The organism is Fictibacillus sp. NRS-1165 (assembly GCF_050468105.1).
Classification (GTDB): Bacteria; Bacillota; Bacilli; order Bacillales; family Fictibacillaceae; genus Fictibacillus_C; species Fictibacillus_C terrinigri.
Window position 1 is genome coordinate 19353 of record NZ_JBDPNU010000062.1, and the last position, 19542, is coordinate 38894.

20 protein-coding genes and 1 pseudogene are annotated in these 19542 nt (G+C 43.6%); 10 read left to right on the forward strand and 11 right to left on the reverse strand.

The genetic code is table 11. The features are described from left to right. Positions 1–78 precede the first annotated feature (78 nt). Positions 79–1458 (forward strand): amino acid permease, encoded by a 1380-nt coding sequence (locus ABHN01_RS22395; RefSeq protein ID WP_429877369.1) that lies wholly within the window; start codon positions 79–81, stop codon positions 1456–1458. 66 nt (positions 1459–1524) lie between these two features. On the opposite strand, the gene ABHN01_RS22400 is transcribed toward ABHN01_RS22395, so the two are convergent. The 5 genes from ABHN01_RS22400 to ABHN01_RS22420 form a co-directional block, all read right to left on the reverse strand. Continuing rightward, positions 1525–2181 carry a potassium channel family protein gene (locus ABHN01_RS22400; RefSeq protein ID WP_290401774.1) on the reverse strand — a complete coding sequence of 219 codons (657 nt, stop codon included), beginning with the start codon at positions 2179–2181 and terminating at the stop codon, positions 1525–1527. Between the two features lie 214 nt (positions 2182–2395). Beyond that, on the reverse strand, positions 2396–3178 hold the full coding sequence (locus ABHN01_RS22405) for an undecaprenyl-diphosphate phosphatase (protein WP_429877370.1): 783 nt from the start codon (positions 3176–3178) through the stop codon (positions 2396–2398). A 68-nt stretch (positions 3179–3246) separates the two neighbouring features. Further along, on the reverse strand, positions 3247–4749 hold the full coding sequence (gene cls / locus ABHN01_RS22410) for a cardiolipin synthase (protein ID WP_429877371.1): 1503 nt from the start codon (positions 4747–4749) through the stop codon (positions 3247–3249). Between the two features lie 87 nt (positions 4750–4836). Next, positions 4837–5019, reverse strand: a complete 183-nt coding sequence (locus tag ABHN01_RS22415) for an asparagine synthase (protein WP_429877386.1) — start codon at positions 5017–5019, stop codon at positions 4837–4839. Positions 5020–5124: 105 nt separating this feature from the next. Next, positions 5125–5580 (reverse strand): MarR family winged helix-turn-helix transcriptional regulator, encoded by a 456-nt coding sequence (locus ABHN01_RS22420; RefSeq protein WP_290401778.1) that lies wholly within the window; start codon positions 5578–5580, stop codon positions 5125–5127. A 192-nt stretch (positions 5581–5772) separates the two neighbouring features. On the opposite strand from ABHN01_RS22420, the gene ABHN01_RS22425 reads away from it, so the two are divergent. The 3 genes from ABHN01_RS22425 to ABHN01_RS22435 all read left to right on the forward strand — a co-directional run bounded on the left by ABHN01_RS22425 (position 5773) and on the right by ABHN01_RS22435 (position 8559). Then, positions 5773–6291, forward strand: a complete 519-nt coding sequence (locus ABHN01_RS22425; protein WP_429877372.1) for a hypothetical protein — start codon at positions 5773–5775, stop codon at positions 6289–6291. 222 nt (positions 6292–6513) lie between these two features. Next, positions 6514–7545: an MFS transporter gene (locus ABHN01_RS22430; protein WP_429877373.1), complete on the forward strand. Its 1032-nt coding sequence runs from the start codon at positions 6514–6516 to the stop codon at positions 7543–7545. Between the two features lie 12 nt (positions 7546–7557). After that, positions 7558–8559 (forward strand): NAD-dependent epimerase/dehydratase family protein, encoded by a 1002-nt coding sequence (locus ABHN01_RS22435; RefSeq protein ID WP_429877374.1) that lies wholly within the window; start codon positions 7558–7560, stop codon positions 8557–8559. 192 nt (positions 8560–8751) lie between these two features. Here the strand turns inward: ABHN01_RS22435 and ABHN01_RS22440 are convergent, their stop codons facing one another. Continuing rightward, positions 8752–9393: a hypothetical protein gene (locus ABHN01_RS22440; RefSeq protein ID WP_429877375.1), complete on the reverse strand. Its 642-nt coding sequence runs from the start codon at positions 9391–9393 to the stop codon at positions 8752–8754. 274 nt (positions 9394–9667) lie between these two features. On the opposite strand from ABHN01_RS22440, the pseudogene ABHN01_RS22445 reads away from it, so the two are divergent. Beyond that, positions 9668–10202, forward strand: a pseudogene (locus ABHN01_RS22445) (histidine phosphatase family protein). A gap of 98 nt (positions 10203–10300) precedes the next feature. Beyond that, complete coding sequence (locus ABHN01_RS22450; RefSeq protein WP_429877376.1) at positions 10301–10984, forward strand: CAP domain-containing protein; 684 nt, start codon at positions 10301–10303, stop codon at positions 10982–10984. A gap of 131 nt (positions 10985–11115) precedes the next feature. Here the strand turns inward: ABHN01_RS22450 and ABHN01_RS22455 are convergent, their stop codons facing one another. Continuing rightward, a complete protein-coding gene (locus ABHN01_RS22455) occupies positions 11116–12552 on the reverse strand; it encodes an ATP-binding protein (protein ID WP_429877377.1) in 1437 nt (478 codons plus the stop codon). A 182-nt stretch (positions 12553–12734) separates the two neighbouring features. Next, the gene (locus ABHN01_RS22460; protein WP_429877378.1) at positions 12735–13307 is read right to left on the reverse strand and encodes a TlpA disulfide reductase family protein; all 573 of its coding nucleotides are present in this window, start codon (positions 13305–13307) and stop codon (positions 12735–12737) included. A 253-nt stretch (positions 13308–13560) separates the two neighbouring features. Between ABHN01_RS22460 and motA the strand changes: the two genes are divergently transcribed. Then, a complete protein-coding gene (gene motA, locus ABHN01_RS22465; protein WP_429877379.1) occupies positions 13561–14346 on the forward strand; it encodes a flagellar motor stator protein MotA in 786 nt (261 codons plus the stop codon). Next, complete coding sequence (gene motB, locus ABHN01_RS22470; protein ID WP_429877380.1) at positions 14339–15115, forward strand: flagellar motor protein MotB; 777 nt, start codon at positions 14339–14341, stop codon at positions 15113–15115. Before motA ends, motB begins: the two co-directional genes overlap by 8 nt. Positions 15116–15146: 31 nt before the next feature. Here the strand turns inward: motB and ABHN01_RS22475 are convergent, their stop codons facing one another. Together ABHN01_RS22475 and ABHN01_RS22480 are read right to left on the reverse strand one after the other, a co-directional pair. Beyond that, positions 15147–16445 (reverse strand): M48 family metallopeptidase, encoded by a 1299-nt coding sequence (locus ABHN01_RS22475; protein WP_429877381.1) that lies wholly within the window; start codon positions 16443–16445, stop codon positions 15147–15149. A 141-nt stretch (positions 16446–16586) separates the two neighbouring features. Further along, positions 16587–17402, reverse strand: coding sequence for an HAD family hydrolase (locus ABHN01_RS22480; protein ID WP_429877382.1), 816 nt, complete (start codon positions 17400–17402; stop codon positions 16587–16589). A 141-nt stretch (positions 17403–17543) separates the two neighbouring features. Here ABHN01_RS22480 and ABHN01_RS22485 point away from each other — a divergent pair, with 141 nt between their 5' ends. Then, positions 17544–17930 (forward strand): GntR family transcriptional regulator, encoded by a 387-nt coding sequence (locus tag ABHN01_RS22485; protein WP_429877383.1) that lies wholly within the window; start codon positions 17544–17546, stop codon positions 17928–17930. 56 nt (positions 17931–17986) lie between these two features. Continuing rightward, positions 17987–18385 carry a hypothetical protein gene (locus ABHN01_RS22490; protein ID WP_429877384.1) on the forward strand — a complete coding sequence of 133 codons (399 nt, stop codon included), beginning with the start codon at positions 17987–17989 and terminating at the stop codon, positions 18383–18385. Between the two features lie 122 nt (positions 18386–18507). Here ABHN01_RS22490 and ABHN01_RS22495 read toward each other — a convergent pair whose 3' ends face one another. Beyond that, positions 18508–19377 (reverse strand): glycerophosphodiester phosphodiesterase, encoded by an 870-nt coding sequence (locus ABHN01_RS22495; protein WP_429877385.1) that lies wholly within the window; start codon positions 19375–19377, stop codon positions 18508–18510. Positions 19378–19542: the final 165 nt, after the last annotated feature.

A 19542-nucleotide genomic window follows, 5' to 3' on the forward strand; every position in this document is an offset into this window, starting at 1 on the left:
ATATACTACAAATAGTTTGAAAATATAAATATTCTATATATTCAAATTATAGAGATTTTTTATGAATGGGGGACATCAATGAGTATTTTTAGAAAAAAATCCATTTCAGATATGATGGCTCAAAGCAACAATAAGGGGTTAAGCCGTTCATTAGGAGCCTTTGATTTAACACTACTGGGCATCGGTGCCATTATCGGAACCGGAATTTTCGTTTTAACTGGAGTCGTGGCAGCGGAACATGCTGGTCCTGCCCTCATCCTGTCATTTATTATTTCGGGTCTCGCCTGTGCTTTTGCAGCCTTCTGTTACGCGGAATTCGCATCGACTGTCCCGATCGCCGGCAGTGTTTATACCTATACTTATGCCACGTTAGGAGAGGTCTTCGCCTTTTTAATCGGCTGGGATCTTATGCTGGAGTATTTGCTCGCGACATCGGCTGTGGCCACGGGCTGGTCCGCTTATTTTCAATCCCTGATCGCAGGATTCGGCCTTCACCTTCCAGCGGAACTCGCTTCAGCGCCTGGCACAGGAAAGGGTGGATGGATAAACCTCCCTGCCGTTGTGATTATCCTGCTGATCACTACACTGTTAAGCCGAGGCATCCGGGAGAGCGCCCGTGTCAACAATATCATGGTATTTATTAAGCTTGCTGTGATTGTTCTGTTTATTGTTGCTGGTTTCGGCTATGTGAAACCGGATAACTGGGCTCCGTTTATGCCGTTTGGTTTCGATGGGATTGTAGCTGGCGCCGCAACAGTATTCTTTGCCTACATCGGATTCGATGCAGTCGCTACTGCAGCGGAGGAGGTCAAACGTCCACAGCGTGATCTGCCGCTAGGCATCATTTGGTCTTTAACGATCTGTACCGCATTGTATATTGTCGTTTCTCTTATTTTGACTGGTATGGTGCCCTACACCAAGCTGGACGTTGCCGATCCCGTTTCATTCGCATTGCACTTCGTAGGCCAGGATTCGATTGCAGGGCTAGTCTCCGTCGGGGCGATTACTGGTATAACTACCGTTCTGCTCGTCATGCTTTTTGGGCAGGTTCGAATTTCCTATGCGATGAGCCGCGACGGTTTGCTTCCGCCAGTACTTTCCAAGGTTCATCCGGTATTCAAGACGCCTTTTAAGAACACATGGGTTACCGGATTTATCGCAGCCGGTATCGCCGGTCTTATTGATCTAACAACGCTTGCCCATCTTGTAAATATGGGAACTTTATCAGCATTTGCACTTATCGCCGTAGCTGTCATCGTGTTAAGGAAAACACATCCAAACCTGGAAAGAGCGTTTAAGGCTCCATTTGTTCCTGTATTGCCGATCTTAACTGTTCTCTTTTGCGGTTACTTGATGTTCAGCCTTCCTTCGATCACATGGATTTCGTTTGTCATCTGGATTGTCATCGGACTGCTCGTTTATTTTCTTTATGCGCGCACGAGAAGCAAACTCAATTAAATAAGACACTGTAAAAAAGAGGTGCGGAGTACATCCCGCACCTCTTTTTTATCCTTAACTAAACCGCTATACGCCTTCGTTTTCAAAACGGTTGAGATCCTTATTTTGCCCGATCACGACAAGAACATCACCCGATTTTAAGACGACATTGGCAATGGGTGAAACAAGGATGTCGCTGTCTTTTTTTATAGCAACAATGTTACAGCCATATTTGGCACGGACATTCAGTTCCGTCAGTGTTTTTCCTGCCAGTTTGTCAGTCACCCCGACCTCGATAATACTGTGTTCATTAGACAATTCAATAAAATCGATTATTTTTTCAGATGTGATGAGCTGCGCCACCCTTAAAGCCATGTCCCGCTCTGGATGGATGATTCGGTCCGCACCCAGCTTTTCAAGAACTTTATGATGATAGTCATTTTGCGCTTTGACCCAGACTTTTTTCACTCCCGCTTCCTTTAAAAGGAGCGTGGTTAATATACTGGATTGAATATCCTCTCCGATTGACACGATAACATGGTTAAAGTTTCGGATGCCGAGCGCGTTCAATGCCTTTTCATCTGTGGAGTTCGCCTGTACGGCCTGAGTAGCAATACTCGCAAATTCATTTACCCGCTCGATATCCCGGTCAACCGCCATTACTTCATAACCCATTTTGGCAAATTCCCTGCATATGCTTCCACCGAAACGGCCTAATCCGATAACGGCAAACTGCTTGTCCATTCTTCTCTCTCCTTAAAAACAATGATCAATGAAGAAACAAAAAAAGACCATTAAAAAAATGGTCAGCTACATTCCCAACTGCCCTTCTTCCTATAAAACATTTACGAGGTTAGCTGTGATTAGGAAATGGAAGGATCCCTTCTTATTTTGAATACATATAATGTAATCTTGTCCATCCAAATTGTCAATGTTTCAGTAAAGCCTTTCACAAGGTTCAAAAAATACCGGCCGCCTGCATGCCTATAATTGATAGTCCAAGGATCCAGACGTAGATGGCAAAACCCTTTAAAGACCCTTTTTTGACGAGAGAGATCATCCACTTGACGGCCAAGTAGCCGAATAGAGCTGACATGGCTGTCCCGAGAAATAGAGAAAAGAAAGACAATTTTTCTGCTTGGCCTTCCAGCACCTCTTTCACCTGAAGCAGACACCCTCCTGCGATCGCCGGAATGGATAATAAAAAGGAAAAATAAGCAGCGGTCCCGCGGTCGATTTTTCGGAAAAGCGCAGCCGCAATCGTTAACCCCGAACGAGATACTGCGGGAAGTATAGCGGCTCCCTGAAAACTTCCGATCAACACCGCATCCATGATTGAAATGTCGTCCAGCTGCTTATGCCCTCGTGATTTCATCGTATCCGCTAACCAAAGCACACCGCCCGTCGCAAGGAACTCCCAGCCTACGGTGACACCTGTCTTTGATATCTCTTCAAAGTAATCCTTAAATGAAAGTCCGATAATGACTGTAGGTACTGTACCTGCCACAAGCAGCATAGCCAATCTGCTGAAAGGTTTCCTAATCAGCTCTTTTATTTCTCTCCAGTAGATCGTCAGCACTGCGATCAGCGTACCAATATGAAGCATACTGTCAAGGAACAGCCCTGCTTCATCTAGCCGAAAGAAATGCCTTCCCAAAAGGAGATGTCCTGTGGAACTGACGGGCAGAAATTCTGTCAGTCCCTGTATCATCCCTAAGATGACCGCTTCAACCCAATCCATGTGTTCACCTCTTATCGCTCATCATGATAAAACGTATTCACTGGATAGGAAAGTTAGTACAAGGTTTCTTACAGAACACCCGAAAACAGCCGGGCAAAAGATTCCTTTGTCCGTTCCCAAAGTCCTCTTTTATAAAAACCGACCGGCCGAACCTTTTCACTTTCTTTCATATCTTCTTCATAGTGTTCTACCAGGTCCCTGATCGAGGAGGCTCCCGTTAAAAAAACATTGACTTCAAAGTTCAGGTGAAAGCTCCGCATGTCCATATTCGCTGTACCGATGGATGCCATGTCCCCATCCACGATAATAACCTTCTGGTGCAGAAACCCTTTCTTATAGGAATAAATTTCAATCCCGCTTCGCAGCAATTCAGGAAAATACGATCTTGTGGCATACTGTGTCAGAAATCCGTCATTGATCTTTGGCACCATCAGCCTAACCTGAACCCCTTTACGTGAAGCGATCCTTAAAGCGGTTCTGATGGCTTCATTTGGAACAAAATAAGGAGTAGCAATCCATATGGATTTAGTTGCACAGGATATGAGGGAATAATACAGATCACTCATGATGCCTTCCTGGGTATCCGGTCCGCTGGGAACCACCTGAACCGCACCATCTCCTGTCACAGGAACCGGCTTAGTGTACTCCTCATGTTCAAGGAGGTATTCTTCACAAACGTAATCCCAGTCCAGCAGGAACACGGCATGAAGCGTCTGAACGGCTTCACCCTCCATAACCATGTGGGTATCCCTCCAAAAACCAAAATTCGGATCTTCACCCAAATATTCGATCCCTACATTCAGTCCACCAACAAATCCTACTGCTCCGTCAATGACGATGATCTTTCGGTGATTTCTAAAATTAAACTTTTGATTAAAGAATCCATATTTAATCGGCAGGAATGGATGAACCTGAATACCGGCTTTTTTCATTCGTTCAATTTCTTGTGACGAGAGTCCCAGGCTTCCGAGTGCATCAAATAAAAAGCGGACTTCTACCCCTTCTTCTGCCTTATGGATCAATATATCAATCAATTCTTTTCCAAGCCGATCCGATCTGAAAATGTAGTATCCCATATGTATATATCTTTTGGCTTCCAGCAGCCGGCGTTTTATCTCGGGAAACGTCTCTTGCCCGTTCTTAAGAATTTTTGTTTGGGTCGCACTGTTTTGAAAGGTCATCGTCACATTATGCGCAAATACCGAAAAACACGCTTGATGCTCATTAAACAAAGACCAGTCCGGTTTCTGTTCTCTTTTAGCCAGCAGCTGCAATTCTTCCCTGTCATGTTTACGTTTACTCTTGAATAGGTGGCCCTTTAAGTAGAGCTGGCCGGAATACAGATAAAAAATATAACCGAAAAGAGGAAAGAACACTAAAGCATAGATCCACACCAGCGTATGCTGCGCTGTCCGGTTCTCGAGCAAAAGGGAATAAGCAGTAATAAAAAGGATCAAGAAATAAGCAGCGGCGCTCCCCCACTTCCAATATGATCCCATATCTGAAAAGAAGATAATATACAAAGCCGCAATCATTACAAGGACAAATATAAATTCACGAATCCGTTTCATGGTCCATTCTCCCACTGCTTGGTTTTCAACTAAAATTCCCGTAATTTTAGTCCATTAAACTAAAAAGAAGGAGAAAGCTTCTCCCTATTACCATTCGTCTTCGTTATGTTCAAACAGGTCGATGACTCCAAGTACGATGTGTGCAAGTCCAAACCCAAGCAGAATGTTAGAAAACGAAGAATACTTTCGTGAGTTCGCTCTAAAGGAAAAGGAAGCCAAGCTTACAGCCGTTCCTAAAACAGTGGGAATTAACCCTTCCCTTCTAAACATAATATCCTTAGTATTTTCAACTTCAGCAGGAGTATGAAATATTTCCATTCGAACTCGTCAAACAAAAAAATCAAAAAACACAACGGACAAAAAAATCCGTTGTGTTTATGGAGTGAACGTCAGCTCTTCACTTTGTGCTGTACCCTTTCCGAACTTTCCGTAAATGGTAATGAGCATCTCAAGTTCCTGCTGTGAAAGTTTGCTCAATAAATTTTCCATGCTTTCCATCCGCCGTTCTTCTGCTTCATTCAAGATGGCTCGCCCTGTCTCGGAAAGCTCCAAGTAAACAATTCGCCGGTCCGCCTCACTGCGATAGCGCTGTACATAATTCTTTTTATAAAGACGGTCAACTGCCACGGTTACAGCACTCGGCTTCACTTCGAGCATTTCAGCAAGTTCAGTAACGGTCCAGCGGTCTCTAACAGACAGCATTCTCATCAAAATGTATTGAGTTCTGGTGAGATCTCCTTCACCTGTCGTTTCCGGATGCAAACTTTTAGACAGTATATAATGAGCCACTTCCAGCTTTTCAACATATGCCTTTAGTCCTTCTATTTTCATTTAATAGAATCCTCCAACTTTATGAACTAATAACATTATACTAAAAAATCTAAACATTGGAAATTTATTTTTTAGAAAATTAGGTTCCCTAGGTCAAATGGCATATATGGATGAAATTTACACTTTTAACGATATGAGGTAATATTTTATTGTAACGTTCAAGATAAACTGAACGTTCAAAAGGAGGAGAACATGAAAGAAACGTATTACCTGAAGGATGTCGAGCAGTTGAAAGTATTGAGTGATCCTCTACGTCTGAAAGTTCTGTGGGAGATTACGGATGAAGCGAGAACAGGACGTGTTGGATTGATCTCAGTGCAAAAAACCGAAGAAAAAAACGGGATCATCCAAAAGTTCTACCGTCCGATCGCTCGAAATTTTTCGGTTGAAAATATTTTGAAACAGCATAAGGAAGATGTAAAAGAAGAATTGTCCGACACGCTCAGAGAGAACGTCCTCATTTCCCTTGATAAGACAAAAAGTTATCTGCGAAGAGTGGACAGCTCTTTATTTGAAGAGTGGAAGCAAATTAAATTTGGCTATGACCAATTGTATCTAAATGAATCTCAAATCAAAGAGTTCGAAGAAAAAGCCAAAGAGCTGCAGACGCTGATCCGGACATTTAAAGAAAACCGGCAGAAAGACGGTGAACTTTATCACATGCTTCTTCTAGCTTTTCCGTTTCAAGAAACCGAATACCCTGACGAATAGGAGAGTGCGTCATCATGGCCGAGGCGCTAGTTAGAAAAGAACAAGCGGAAGTCCCGGTTTCCTTTTTCAGCCAAAAGAAATTTTTGCTTTTGTGGGGAGTTACCTTTTGTTCTGCCTTCAGTATTGCAATTTTTTTATTTTCACAGTCCTGGTATATTGTGAAAACACTAGACATGGAGGCTTCCCTGGGGATGGTAATGATCGCATCAAGTACTCCTCTTCATGGCGGTTGGAGGAGTCATCGCTGACCGGGTAAGCCGGACTAAAATTTTATCCGTCTCCAACTTTACGCGTTCCATCCTGCTTTGCGGACTTTTAATCATGCTAGGTTCAGGTGATGTGACCATTTATTCATTTGCCTTGTTCGGGCTTGTTTTTGGAATTCTTGATGCCTTCGTCTGGCCTGCGAATAGTGCGCTTCTCCCAATGCTTGTTGAGGATTCCCAGCTGACAAGGACAAATTCCATCATTCAGACCACTCAGCAGGCTTCCATGATTATAGGTCCCATGATCGGCGGATTCCTCGTTTCATCGGGCGGGTACCTGCTCTCCTTTTCAGTTCCGGCAGCCATGCTGTTATGTTCAGCCTTTCTCAGCAGACTCATTAAGCTGCAGCCTGCTTCCACTGGCACCACAGGACCAGCGGGTATTTTCGCCTCCATAAAAGAGGGATTTGCCTTTATAAAGACCCAGCCATTCTTGATTGCACTTTTTATCAGTACGGTTTTTATCAATTTAAGCGTGGTCGGGCCTTTGATGATGGGTTTGCCCATCTTCGTGAAAACCGTCCTGCATGGTTCGGCTCTGGATTTCAGTTATATGGATGGTTCGATGGCTGCAGGAATGGTCTTTAGCTCTCTCCTCATTGGTTTCCTGAACATCAAAAAACACCGCGGGATGTTTGCCACAGCCGCCCTGTTTTCCATGTCAGCAGCTTTAATGCTGTTTAGCCAAACCGAATTTAAAGGAGGATGCATGGCTGTTCTGTTTCTCATCGGAATGACCTTTCCGGCAACGAATATCCCCATCGTTTCTATCTTTCAGCAACTAGTTGACCGTTCGATGCTCGGAAGGCTTTCAGGGCTGCTCACCATGGCTTCGTTAGGGTTAACTCCTGTTTCCTATGCCGTGACCTCATTCTTTCTCTCAAATGGCGTCACCATTTCTTCCATCATGTTTGGCGGTGCCTGTTCCTTGCTGCTCGTAAACTTTATTGTGCTTTGGAAATTGCCCGTATTTCGTAAAACCAGTTAAGGAGGAGCTACAATGAAAATTTTGATCGTCGGAGGTACTCGTTTTGTAGGTCGGTATTTGACCGCTTCATTTTTACAGAAAGGCCATCAAGTTACTCTTTTTAACAGAGGATCGAATTCTGAATCATTCCCTGAGTGTCAGACCTTGATTGGAGACAGAGACCGTGACCTGAAACCATTAATGGGAGGTACGTGGGATGCGGTTGTGGACACGTGCGGATACTTTCCGAGGCAGGTGGAACGGATGGCAAAATCGCTTAAGGAGTCCGTTCCCCATTATACGTACATTTCATCCGTATCCGCCTATAAAAGCATGGAGGAAAAAAATCAGACAGAAGTAAGTGAACTTGGTACGCTGGATGACCCGTACACAGAAGAAATAAATGGCGAGACCTATGGCCCTTTAAAGGCAGCCTGTGAGAAAAAAGTCAAAACGGTTTACGGAGAGTTTTCGTCATTGATCATACGCCCTGGATTGATCGTCGGACCTCACGATTATTCTGACCGGTTTACGTATTGGCCGGCTAGAGCAGCCAGAGGAGGAGAAATACTTGCACCTGCCGAACCCGACAGACTGGTTCAATTTATCGATGTAAGAGATTTGGCTGAATGGGTGACTTCGATGGTGGAGCAAAAAGCATCAGGGGTATTCAATGCCGTGGGAGATGATTACAAGATGGGCGAAGTCCTGACAGCCTGCCTTTCCATCACCAATTCTCGTGGCAGGCTGGTTTGGGCTGAGGAAACATTTTTAAAAGAGAAGAAAGTGGACGAATGGATTGAACTTCCGCTGTGGGTCTCTTCAAAGGAGTTCATCGGAATACAGCATATAAACAATGACAAAGCCATCGATTCAGGGCTCACTTTCCGAAGCATCCAGGAGACCATTATGGACACTTTGAAATGGGATCAGAAAAGAAATATCAAAACAGGTGATTATAAAGCAGGTCTATCCGCAGATCGTGAGAAAGAATTGCTGTCTGAATGGCATACCAGGTCGGCCTCACATTCTTGATTCCGTAAAAAAAAGAAAAATCGGGCGGCTTCCCCATGGCACTTGTCCAGACTCCAGCTATTTCTATGCATATCATAAGAATGTAGAGAATGTCACTCTCTCCTGCCGGTCTCAAGTCTCTCCGGCAGAAAAAGCTCTTCCCCACCCCAATTCTTCATCATGCGTTCGGCCTTTGCCATAATCGTTATTTGATTATGGCCTTTTTTCATTTCTAATCAGCTGGAATGATGAATATGGATCGGTATATTTCGACATTTCAGAAGGGAGATCTCCAGCGGTAAATACTTGCTGTATTTCACGGTGGCTGATTTCCATTTTGGCTAAAGCCGGATAGATCGAGTAATCTGTTCTCTGCTGATACCGGGTGTCCATCGACTGAAAAGCCTGAAGGGTCGATTCTTCGATATCCTTAACATACTCATTAATCTGATGGATCTGCTGTACAATCATTAAATACTCTGCCTTCAATCGATGCATTTCCTCGATCTTTTTCTTCATGGTTCTTTCCGCGGCACCTACTTCACGGTCTCTTCCCTGTTGAAGAGTATCCACAAAATCCTTCATTCTGTACCGTCTGCTTTCCTTGAGCTCATCCAGATGTTCCATCGCATCCCGTTCCTTCGCCATCAGCCTGAGATACTCATCCTTGCTCTCATGCAATTCCTCCATACTGACACGCGAATTTCTTCTTCCATACTGGCCCAGCAGGCTTTCATACTCTGAAGAGGCCATCTCCTTCTGCTTATGTAAGATCTTCCATCGTTCATTGGCCTCTTTTATACGTTCTTCATATTCCTTGCTCATTTGATTAAACTGCTTAAGTTCAGGATACATAGTGTACTCCTTTCTAGTTAGAAAAGCTGAAGCAGGTGTTTAGAGCCGATAGACGGTGGAGGTCTCACGCAACAACACGTTTTTTGTGTTGAGGCGTGAGAGCGAAGCGGCCAAGGCTCTGCCTGCTGAAGCTGGATCAAGAAAAGCTGATGCCATCAAGGATCCATAACCTCGCTCAAAATTCCTTCTTTACATTATTCGTGAAAGGAATCCGGTTTAAAGGTCTCGAATGTTAAAGGGTTACGAACTAAATATCACAGAAAGAGGAACGAGCATGAAATCTATCCTTATCGTCCGGCATTGCAAAGCCAATGGCCAGGAAAGAAATGCAGTACTGACCAATGAGGGTTTGCGGCAATCGCGCGAACTTAAGAATTTTTTAATGGCCAAACCCGCACCGCATCATTTCAAGTCCCTTTACACGAGTCGTTGATTCCATTGAACTTCTGGCTAAAATCAAAGAACTTCCTATTGAAACCGATGAGCGCTTGGCTGAAAGGATACTGTCATCCGTCGAACGGGCGGACTGGCTGGAGCTTTTGGAGCAATCCTTTAATGATTTTGCAATCGTTCTTGAAGGAGGAGAATCCAATCAGGAGGCGACAGAAAGGGTTAAGCCGCTAATAGAAGAGATTTTGGCCTCGCCGTTTCAATGTACTGTTCTTGTTACCCATGGCAATTTAATGACCCTATTATTAAAGATCTTTGATAACCGGATCGGATTCTCGGATTGGAGAGCCCTATCAAACCTGGATGTGTATGAAGTGACCGTAATGGAAGAGGTGCGTATCCAAAGAATTTGGGAATAAACTGGTAGTTCTTTCCACACCCCCACCCGCGGACACCCAAGGGCGAAACTTGTGTTGTAGCTAATATCACTATACAAAAACCAGGAGGTCATTCATCCATGAAAAAGGTAGTAGTAGCTTCAATCTTAGGTGCATCTCTATTCGGTGCTAACGCAGGAATCTCTCACGCGCAAGATTGCCCGCAAAGCGGAAATGTACAAGTACAGCCGCAACAAGGCCAATCAGGTGCTGATATAAATAAATTGATCGAATCTCTTAAGAAACAAGGGTTTAATGTTCAAACTCAAAATGTTGAGCAACAACAACAACAAGCTCCAGCACAAGATAAAACTCAAACGAAACCAGCTCCACAAGAGCAAAAAGCAAGCGAAGCGCCAAAATCTGATGCTGCAGCAGGACAATTAACAGCTGACGAAAAGCAAATGGTCGAGAAAGTGAACCAAGAGCGCGAAAAAGCTGGAGTTAAACCACTTCAGGTTGACATGGAACTAACTAAAATGGCTCGCGTAAAAGCGCAAGACATGATCGACAACAACTACTTCGATCACAATTCACCAAAATACGGTTCTCCATTCGACATGATGAAAAAGTTTGGCATCCAATATCAAACAGCTGGTGAGAACATCGCTGGAAACTCTTCAGTAGACGGAGCTCACACTTCACTCATGAATTCTCCAGGACACCGTGAAAATATCCTAAAATCTGACTACACAAAAGTTGGTATCGGGATCGTTGACGGCGGAAAATATGGTAAAATGTTTGTCCAAGAATTCACTGGATGATCATATTAACAAGAGGCACCCCATCAGGGTGCCTCTTGCCTGTATTTCGCGTTTCCACACACAACCAAAAAAGCCCGCACAATCGCTGCTAAGGCAAAATGGTTTTTCTTTTTCCTTTTCTCCTCCCCTGCTCATATCGGCAGAATCACTTCAAAGGTTGTACCTTTTCCTACCTCACTTGAAACACGTACGGTTCCTTTATGGTTTTCAATAATTTTATAACTGACCATGAGCCCTAAGCCCGTTCCCTCTTCTTTCGTGGTATAGAACGGTTTGCCGATTCTGTCCAGTACTTGGTTTGGCATCCCGCTTCCATTATCCGTAAAGCAGAAGTGGACTTGATTTTTTTCAGTACGGAAAGCTTTAATAAATATGGTTCCACCTTCATCTGTCGCTTCAATCCCATTTTTTATTAAATTGATAAACACCTGTTTGATCTGAAAAGGATCGCAATCGATATCGGGAATATTTTCCTCAATCTCCACTTCCAACTCAATGTTTTTTAGGATGGCCTGGGTCTGCAACAAGGAGACAGTTTCTTTCAAGGTGACCACGAGACTGCTTTTTTCAATATGCTGGCGGTCAGTTTTGGCAAGAAGCAGGAATTCTTTGATAATATATTCGATACGGTCCACTTCATTTAAAATGATGGAATAATAAGCCTCATGTGCCTTGCTCTCATTTTGCAGCAGCTGGATAAACCCTTTAAGGCTGGTGAGCGGATTGCGTATTTCATGTGCGACTCCTGCCGCCATTTCACCGACCACATTCAAGGTTTCCGCTTTTCGAAGGCGTTCTTCTGTCTGTCTCCGATCGGTTACATCCTGTAAAATACACAGATGAACCCCAGGAAGTATGTCTTTCTTGCCTGTACATTCCATCAGCCTTTTTTCTTCCCCCAGGACTGCTTTAAACTCCCATTTGAGGCTTGGATCGAGCATGAATAGGTCCCAATTAAGAGATAATTCACCTTCATCTTCTTTGCAGATAAAGGAATCCAGCCGGTTGAGGTTCATATCCCTTCGTGGAATTCCCAGTGCCTCGAGCGCGGCCGCATTAGCCTCGAGAATGAGTCTGCTGTTATTCAGCAATAGAATAGGATTGAGTGTATGATTAAATATTTCTTTGTATTTATGCGCGTAGAGTATCAATTCTTCTTGAGATCTTGTTTCGAGCGTGCAATCCGTTGAAGTGCCTGCCACTTCTATTACCTGTTCATCTTGAAACATAGGAGTCAGTACAGTCTGAAACGAACGCTCCATATCATGCGTTTCAAAAATGCAGGGCCGGCCGCTGAAGGCCCTTTCAAGATAAGCGGTCCAATGCTGAATGGTTTTAAGAGGTATCAGATCACTTAGAGGGCGTTCTGCTGCTGCAGCATGTAACTTGGTATCGTTGGGAAGCTTTCCCTCGGAGTGTGTGACAACATAGTTTCCGGCAGCTTTTCTTTTGATTCTGAAAAGGTGAACTGGACTGAGTTCCAATGTATGAATCTGTGAGTCGTCCCCTTGAGGACGTTCAAAAGGCTTCTGCATTTTCATCATTTTCACTAAGAATTGTTCAACCATGGTGTATACCCCTTTTCTCCATAGTTGGATTTTTGTACGCTTTCCATCCTTGATATATTCGATAAAAGGTAAGATATTCCTATTATGCAAAATGCCTAATTTTTTGCTGTAAAATACTAGTAGTAAAATCCTATGATATTCAGAAAAACCCCTCCTTCTCTACTGAGCACTGAGGGGTTCATTTATTTAGCTTTTTTCGCAAATTCTCTCATAAGGTCCTGAGAAAGAGGTCCAATGATCTTTTTTTGAATAATGCCTCTGGAGTCAATCAAATAACTCGTAGGAAGGGAAACGGCCTGGAATTTCTTGCTCACCCTGCCATCCTGATCCAGAAGGATGGGAAATGCCACATTTCGTTCCTTTACAAAAGCAGAAACCGAATCCGTACTCTTTTCTGTATATCTTAAATTCACAGCCAGGATGCTCAAATTTTTATCTTCATATGTACTAAAGATTTTTTGCATATCAGGCATTTCCTTTCGGCAGGGCGGACACCAGGTCGCCCAGAAATTAAGGATCACCTTTTGACCCCGGAGATCCTGGATCGAGATCTTTTGGCCGTTCAATGCCGTCATTGTAAAATCCGGCACTTTGTTGCCCGGTTTCAATCCTGTACGCCCGTTCTGCTGCACTGTGCTGAAGGTACTCTTTGATGCTGTCTGTTTGGTCTGACCTGTCTCCTGTTTTGATGTCCACAGTGCGAGCCCGATTAATCCAAGAAGGATGAGTACGATGATAAATGGTCTTATTTTCATAGAACCTGCCTCTTTATCTTTTTTGAATCGTTTTACTGTCATTATACCTATTGATCCACACTTTGTCCTACGTAATCAACAGCGTTATTAAGATAACGTTTGGAAACAGGGTTTTGAATGGCGCTGAAATCTAGAAATACGCGGCCTGACAATGAAGTTCCTATAAAAATACGATGAGAACCGCCGATATATAAGTGTAGCCCAAACGAGAAATGCATCTTTAAATTCAGCAAAAAGCGAGGATGAATATAATATGGATAAAACATCGGTGATTGGGTTAGTCTTTGGCATTGTTGCTATTGGTGTAGGAATGGTACTAAAAGGGGTTGCCATCTCTTCGCTGTTCAATCCCGCAGCACTGCTGATCATCTTTGCAGGAACGGCCGCTGCCATCATGATTGCCTTTCCTTTAAACGAAGTAAAGAAACTGCCCAAGCTGTTTAAGATATTATTCACAGAACAAAAGATGGTCAGCATGGCAGAACTGGTCGGAATATTTATTGAATGGGCAACGATCGCCCGAAAGGAAGGATTGCTTGCACTTGAGCCAAAATCGGATGAGATCGACGACCCTTTTTTAAAACAGGGGATCAAAATGATTGTCGACGGGCAATCCCCCGAATTTATTAAGGATGTTCTCATAAAGGATCTGGAAACGATGGAAGACCGCCATCTCAGCAATGCGGGCATCTTCTCGCAGGCCGGAACGTATGCACCCACGTTAGGTGTACTCGGAGCGGTTGTCGGACTTGTGGCTGCTCTTGGCCACATGGATGATATCGAAGCCCTCGGCCATGCCATTTCTGCTGCATTTATCGCAACCCTCTTTGGAATATTTACAGGGTATGTCCTCTGGCATCCCTTCGCTAATAAATTAAAACGGAAATCACAGAATGAAATCATGCTAAAGGAAATTATGATCGAAGGCCTCTTATCCATACAGGATGGAACATCGCCAAAAATATTGGAAGAGAAACTTTTAACCTACATCCCGGCGAGCGAGCGGGAAAGACTAAAAGAGGGTGTCAGTCTTGACTAGAAAAAAGAAAAAACATGATGACCATGTAGATGAATCCTGGCTTATCCCCTACTCAGACATGCTGACTCTCCTTCTGGCACTGTTCATCGTCCTTTTCGCCATGAGTGAAGTGGATGCGTCCAAGTTCAAACAGATGGCCAATACGTTCCGCAGCCAGTTTCCCGGCGGAAGCGGAGTGATGGAAGAACAGGCTCCTAATTCCTCTCCAGAATCCACTCCGCTTCCTAAAAAGGAAAATCTCGTACAGTTATCCATTCAGGAAAAGGAACGGATGGAGAAAGCGAAAGAAGAACTGGAATCTTTGCATAAGGTTCAAAAGAAAATTGACAGTTTTATTAAAGACAAGCACCTATCAAAAAGCCTGCAGACAAAACTGACGGAAAATGGTCTATTGATCACGATTTTGGATAATGCTCTATTTGATTCAGGAAGTGCGACCGTGAAGACAGATTCAGTGAGTATCGGCAGGAATCTGTCCAATCTCCTCGTCACCAATCCCCCCAGAAACATTATTATCGCAGGACATACGGATAATGTGCCAATTGAGACGTCTCAATACAAATCAAACTGGGAACTGAGCGCCATGCGTGCGATCCACTTCATGCAGATCATGATGAAAAACCCTGATCTTTCTCCCAAAACGCTTAGCGCAAGCGGGTATGGAGAATACCGGCCGAGGGCTCTAAATAAAACAGCTCAAGGCAAAGCGAAAAACAGGCGGGTCGAAGTACTTGTCCTTCCCAACTACAGTCTTGAAAACGCAAAATAAGAGGTGAGCCGAGGCTCATCCTCTTATTTTTTTACTGGCCGTTTTGCTTATTTGCTTTTTCCCGTTGATTTGGTTCGTATGTTTGGCGATAGGAATCCAGGAAGGTGATCCTCTCGAGCATTGTAGGGTGGCCGTATAAGAAGAATTTCACGAGCTTTGGCGGATTCACTTCGCTAAGTCCCGAGATCGTCAGCTGCTGGAAGGCCCCTACCGCTGCATCCGGATTCTTTGTCAACTCAATTGCGTACCGGTCGGCATCTTTCTCCGCTTTACGGGAAACTGCATTTTCAACAGGTCCAGCTCCAAATGATAACAGGCTGAAAATCAAGAGCAGAACAGGCAGGCCTGCGATATCCCCTATGCCTTTTATCCCCCATTGCTTGCCCCACTTTGAGACCGCCCAGGAATATATCCTGCTGCCCAGGAAAAGGCCAAAGAACGACAGGATGATGGCACCAATTAGATTTTGATAAAGATGTTTCATCACATAATGCCCCATCTCGTGGGCCATCACAAATAAAACCTGTTTATCGTTCAGTTTATCGATCGTCGTATCCCATAATACAATTCGCAGATTTGACCCTATGCCATTTACATAGGCATTCAGGGAATTGGTCTTCGCTGACATGTTCACTTCATACACGTTGGAAGCTGGTATATCCGCCCGATCGGCAAGTGTTAATATTTTCTCCTTCAGTACCTGGTCCTTTAAAGGATAGAATTTGTTATAGAGCGGATCAATCACAACAGGCTGGATGAAATATAAAAAAATGGTGAACGGAATGGAGATAAGCCACGCATACAGCCACCACTTCTTCTTGCTTTTACGGATAAAAAAGTAAATAACGACTACAGTTAATACCGTAAATAACCATCCCACCCAAAAGTCGATCAAACTGTCTTTCATCCATCCCTTGAACGGCTGAACGGAGATGTGATAATCTCTGGAGATCGTATAGCTGTAATATCGAAGCGGGAAGGTCAAAATCCAGCTTATCAAGGACAGCAAGAGGACATACAGGGCTGTGTGGATGAATGAAAAACGGGTCACTTCTTTCACAGCGCCCCTCAGTCTCTTCGATAAACCAAACCCTAAAACGATCAGATAGATCAGCCATTCCAGCGGAACAGACAAAAAGTAGATCCAATCCTTTATTCTTGAGAAATCATAGCTCAGCTTGAGCTGCCTTTCATTCATAAACATGGTGGGATCGGCAGCAGATCCGCGAAACTGTACCGGCAGATCTGTCTGAGCGCCATGGATTAAGTAATACCACATGGCGGCTGCATACAGCATGAAGCCAACAGCGATCAAAAAAGCTTTTTTCACACGCTCTCCCCCTTACGGACATCCTATTCCTAGTTTAGATAACTTTGTCCGAATTAGAACAAAAAAGAGGAACTTTTGAAAGAAAAGCGATAGCTCTTGTCCAGGTCCGACAAGCGCTCGAGCCCGACATTAAAAAGCCTGTTACAGCGTTGGAACGATATAAAGATTGTCATGATGGAGATCGTAGCCATTCGGCTGTATGTAAACAGCATTTAGACCCATCAGCAAGGCTGGTGCAATTTCGTTGATAAAATTATCGCCAATGGAGACTGCTTCTTCCGGCTTCACCTTATATTTGGAGATGATCGCCTTCAAAATCTCTTTGGTCTTTACAGGTTTCCGGGAAGAAGAAAAAATTTCATCAAACAGCTCATCCAGCTCCAGTTCACGGAGAAGACGGAGCACATCATCTTTTTCACTGTTTGTCATCAGAACAAGATGTTTTTCCCTCTTTAGCCTCTGAAGGCTTTCCTTCAATCCCGGGGTTTTCGTCAAAGAGAATTCATCACTGACCATGTAAACCTTTGTCGCATTGTAGGACTCCCATGTATCCTGCTGGCTCAGTCCATAATGCATGGCAGTGACATAGGGAAGCCACCATCCGTCTCCAATCGCAATAAAGCGTTCAAAATCATATGTAAGTTCTCCAGAATACTCCCTCTTCAAGGTTTCTTCGTCCATTGGTGTTCCATCCCAAAGATGTGCAGCTGTTACTTGCAGTGTCAACGGATCAACGGTCAGAGCCGCATCTTTTTTCAAGTCATACACTTTTCCGATGGCAACAGGATGACTCCCCTGTTTCATCTCCTCATACGCGTTATAAAACTCTTCTTGTATCGAGACATCTGCCCGCTGCTGGAGCAGGCTGCAATAATAATCAAAATGATCTGTGTCCTCATAGAGAGTACCGTCCAAATCAAAGACTAAAAGCTTGCTTTTTTCTATCATTTCACGCATGGTAACACTCCTTTCCTCTCTATTGTAAGCTCAATATTTGTGGAAGTAAAACGGCTCCGATCCATGTTGACTTTGTTTTCCGAATATCTTATTGTTTTAAGTGTACTGCATACAATAATACACTTATAAAGGAGGATGAATGTGCTTCTACATCTGGATCCACGCAGCAGTACCCCCATCTGGGAACAAATCATTCATCAGATTAAAGAACTGATCCTTAAGAAAATTCTGCTTCCCGGTGATAAACTCCCCTCGGTCAGAGAGCTTTCATCCAGTCTTGTGATTAATCCGAATACGGTCAGCAAAGCCTATCAGGAACTGGAGCGGCAAGGAATCATAGAGACGCTCAGAGGCAAAGGAACATTCGTTGCAGAATGCATCGTGCCAAAAGCGGACGAACAAAAAGTAGAAGCTCTTAAACAGAGCCTGAAACAATTGGTGATCGAGGCATCGTATCTGGGAATTGATCGGACTGAATTTATAAAAATAGCAGAACACTATTTGGATGAACTTGGTGGTAGTACTTAGCTTTATTTTTTTATTTATGCCTGCCGGATTGTTTAACCTGTTGGGTGAGCTTTTGGATGTTCAGGCGCGCTTCAATAAACTGGATGATTGGAGCAGGTCAAAACTTTGTTGATCGTGTAACGCTTGGTCTTTCTTCTTTTAAACTCTCTATTTACATTGACGATGGTGTGGATGCTTTCCATGCTCAATATTTAAATCAATGGTCGATCATGACGTTATTATTTGCTTTTCTCTACTTACTCGTATTTCTCTTTGGGGTCTATCGTATTTACACACAAGAAATGAAAACAACGGAAAGCTGCTCCTGTTCGAAAAACTTCAGCCTTATTTTTCAGTCAGCACCATCCTTTGCTTTTCGGTCGTTGGAGGATTGTTCTTCTCTCTTCTTACGAAAGGTTGCCAATGATCCGAGCCAATCATTCTTTTCTATCTGGGTGCCGTACTTTCAGGGATGATCACTTATTTTATCCTTCGCAGGCTCCTTTTGCTTAAAATGACGTTAGGACGCTAATCCCAAAAAAATAACGAAAAGCCGCTCAGACCTGAGCGGCTTTTCTGCTTTAACATGGCGGTGAGTTTAATCCTGGCCATTTTTCTTGATCATCTGATGAAGTCTGTCAGGGAAATTCGTAAACATTCCTGTAACTCCCCAATCCATCAATCTTTTCATGTCTGTTGTTTCATTAACCGTGTAAGGATGAATTTCCAAACCGCTTTTTACTGCTTTTTGTACATAGGCCTTATCAAGATAATTAAAGTTTGGTCCGATTCCAGCTGCATATTGTTTATACGAAGTAAGGTCCTGGTCTGTTAGGACCGCATTCTCCTTATATTCTAGAAGCTGAATTAATTTTAAAGACGGATCCAGCTTGTGTACTTTCAACAGGCTGTCTTTGCTGAATGATTGAACGAGCAGCGTGTCTTTATTAATATGGTATTGATTAACGAGTTGGAGGAGCTTTTCTTCCATTCCCGGATATACATCTGGTGATTTCGTTTCGATGTAGTAATTTTTGTTTTTGCCAAATGTCTTGAAAATTTCCTCAAGTGTCGGTACTTTAAGGCCCTTGTACATCGGCTTTGCATATTGTGGGTATTTTTCATTAAACCAGGAACCCGCATCCAGCTGTTTGATTTGTTTTAATGTAAAATCTTTCACCTTTCCCGTTCCGTTTGTTGTACGGTCAACGGTTTCATCATGCATAGCGATCAGCTTGCCGTCTTTCGTCATTTGAAGATCAATTTCGATGTAATCCCCATGCATCTTGTCACCCATATGATAGGAGGTGAGCGTATGTTCCGGAGCATATCCCGATGCACCCCGATGGGCAACGTCAAGTACGTCATGATGTTTTTGAACGGATTCCGCATCGGCATTCTGCGCTGCAAACAGGCTGGCTCCAAGAACCGCCGCACTAAGTAAAGAAGTCATTTTTTTGCTCAACATGTTCTCCCCTTCCGCTTTATCGAACAGATCAAGCGTACCAATGGAGTGTTAATCACTGTTTAACCAGGCGTAAATAAGGGGTAAACAAATATTTAGAAAATATGAATATTGTAATTTTTATAAATGACCCCCGCAACATCAGAACAAAAAAAGGGGCTGTCCAAT

Bases quoted from the DNA above. Each gene is read 5' to 3' on its own strand.
- ABHN01_RS22430 (WP_429877373.1), top strand. From the start codon at position 6,514: ATGGCGGTTGGAGGAGTCATCGCTGACCGGGTAAGCCGGACTAAAATT.
- ABHN01_RS22440 (WP_429877375.1), bottom strand. From the start codon at position 9,393: ATGTATCCTGAACTTAAGCAGTTTAATCAAATGAGCAAGGAATATGAA.
- motA (WP_429877379.1), top strand. From the start codon at position 13,561: ATGGATAAAACATCGGTGATTGGGTTAGTCTTTGGCATTGTTGCTATT.
- ABHN01_RS22425 (WP_429877372.1), top strand. From the start codon at position 5,773: ATGAAAGAAACGTATTACCTGAAGGATGTCGAGCAGTTGAAAGTATTG.
- ABHN01_RS22395 (WP_429877369.1), top strand. From the start codon at position 79: ATGAGTATTTTTAGAAAAAAATCCATTTCAGATATGATGGCTCAAAGC.
- ABHN01_RS22480 (WP_429877382.1), bottom strand. From the start codon at position 17,402: ATGCGTGAAATGATAGAAAAAAGCAAGCTTTTAGTCTTTGATTTGGAC.
- ABHN01_RS22415 (WP_429877386.1), bottom strand. From the start codon at position 5,019: ATGTTTAGAAGGGAAGGGTTAATTCCCACTGTTTTAGGAACGGCTGTA.
- ABHN01_RS22455 (WP_429877377.1), bottom strand. From the start codon at position 12,552: ATGGTTGAACAATTCTTAGTGAAAATGATGAAAATGCAGAAGCCTTTT.
- ABHN01_RS22490 (WP_429877384.1), top strand. From the start codon at position 17,987: ATGTTCAGGCGCGCTTCAATAAACTGGATGATTGGAGCAGGTCAAAAC.
- ABHN01_RS22495 (WP_429877385.1), bottom strand. From the start codon at position 19,377: ATGTTGAGCAAAAAAATGACTTCTTTACTTAGTGCGGCGGTTCTTGGA.
- ABHN01_RS22450 (WP_429877376.1), top strand. From the start codon at position 10,301: ATGAAAAAGGTAGTAGTAGCTTCAATCTTAGGTGCATCTCTATTCGGT.
- ABHN01_RS22420 (WP_290401778.1), bottom strand. From the start codon at position 5,580: ATGAAAATAGAAGGACTAAAGGCATATGTTGAAAAGCTGGAAGTGGCT.
- ABHN01_RS22460 (WP_429877378.1), bottom strand. From the start codon at position 13,307: ATGAAAATAAGACCATTTATCATCGTACTCATCCTTCTTGGATTAATC.
- ABHN01_RS22435 (WP_429877374.1), top strand. From the start codon at position 7,558: ATGAAAATTTTGATCGTCGGAGGTACTCGTTTTGTAGGTCGGTATTTG.
- cls (WP_429877371.1), bottom strand. From the start codon at position 4,749: ATGAAACGGATTCGTGAATTTATATTTGTCCTTGTAATGATTGCGGCT.
- ABHN01_RS22400 (WP_290401774.1), bottom strand. From the start codon at position 2,181: ATGGACAAGCAGTTTGCCGTTATCGGATTAGGCCGTTTCGGTGGAAGC.
- ABHN01_RS22405 (WP_429877370.1), bottom strand. From the start codon at position 3,178: ATGGATTGGGTTGAAGCGGTCATCTTAGGGATGATACAGGGACTGACA.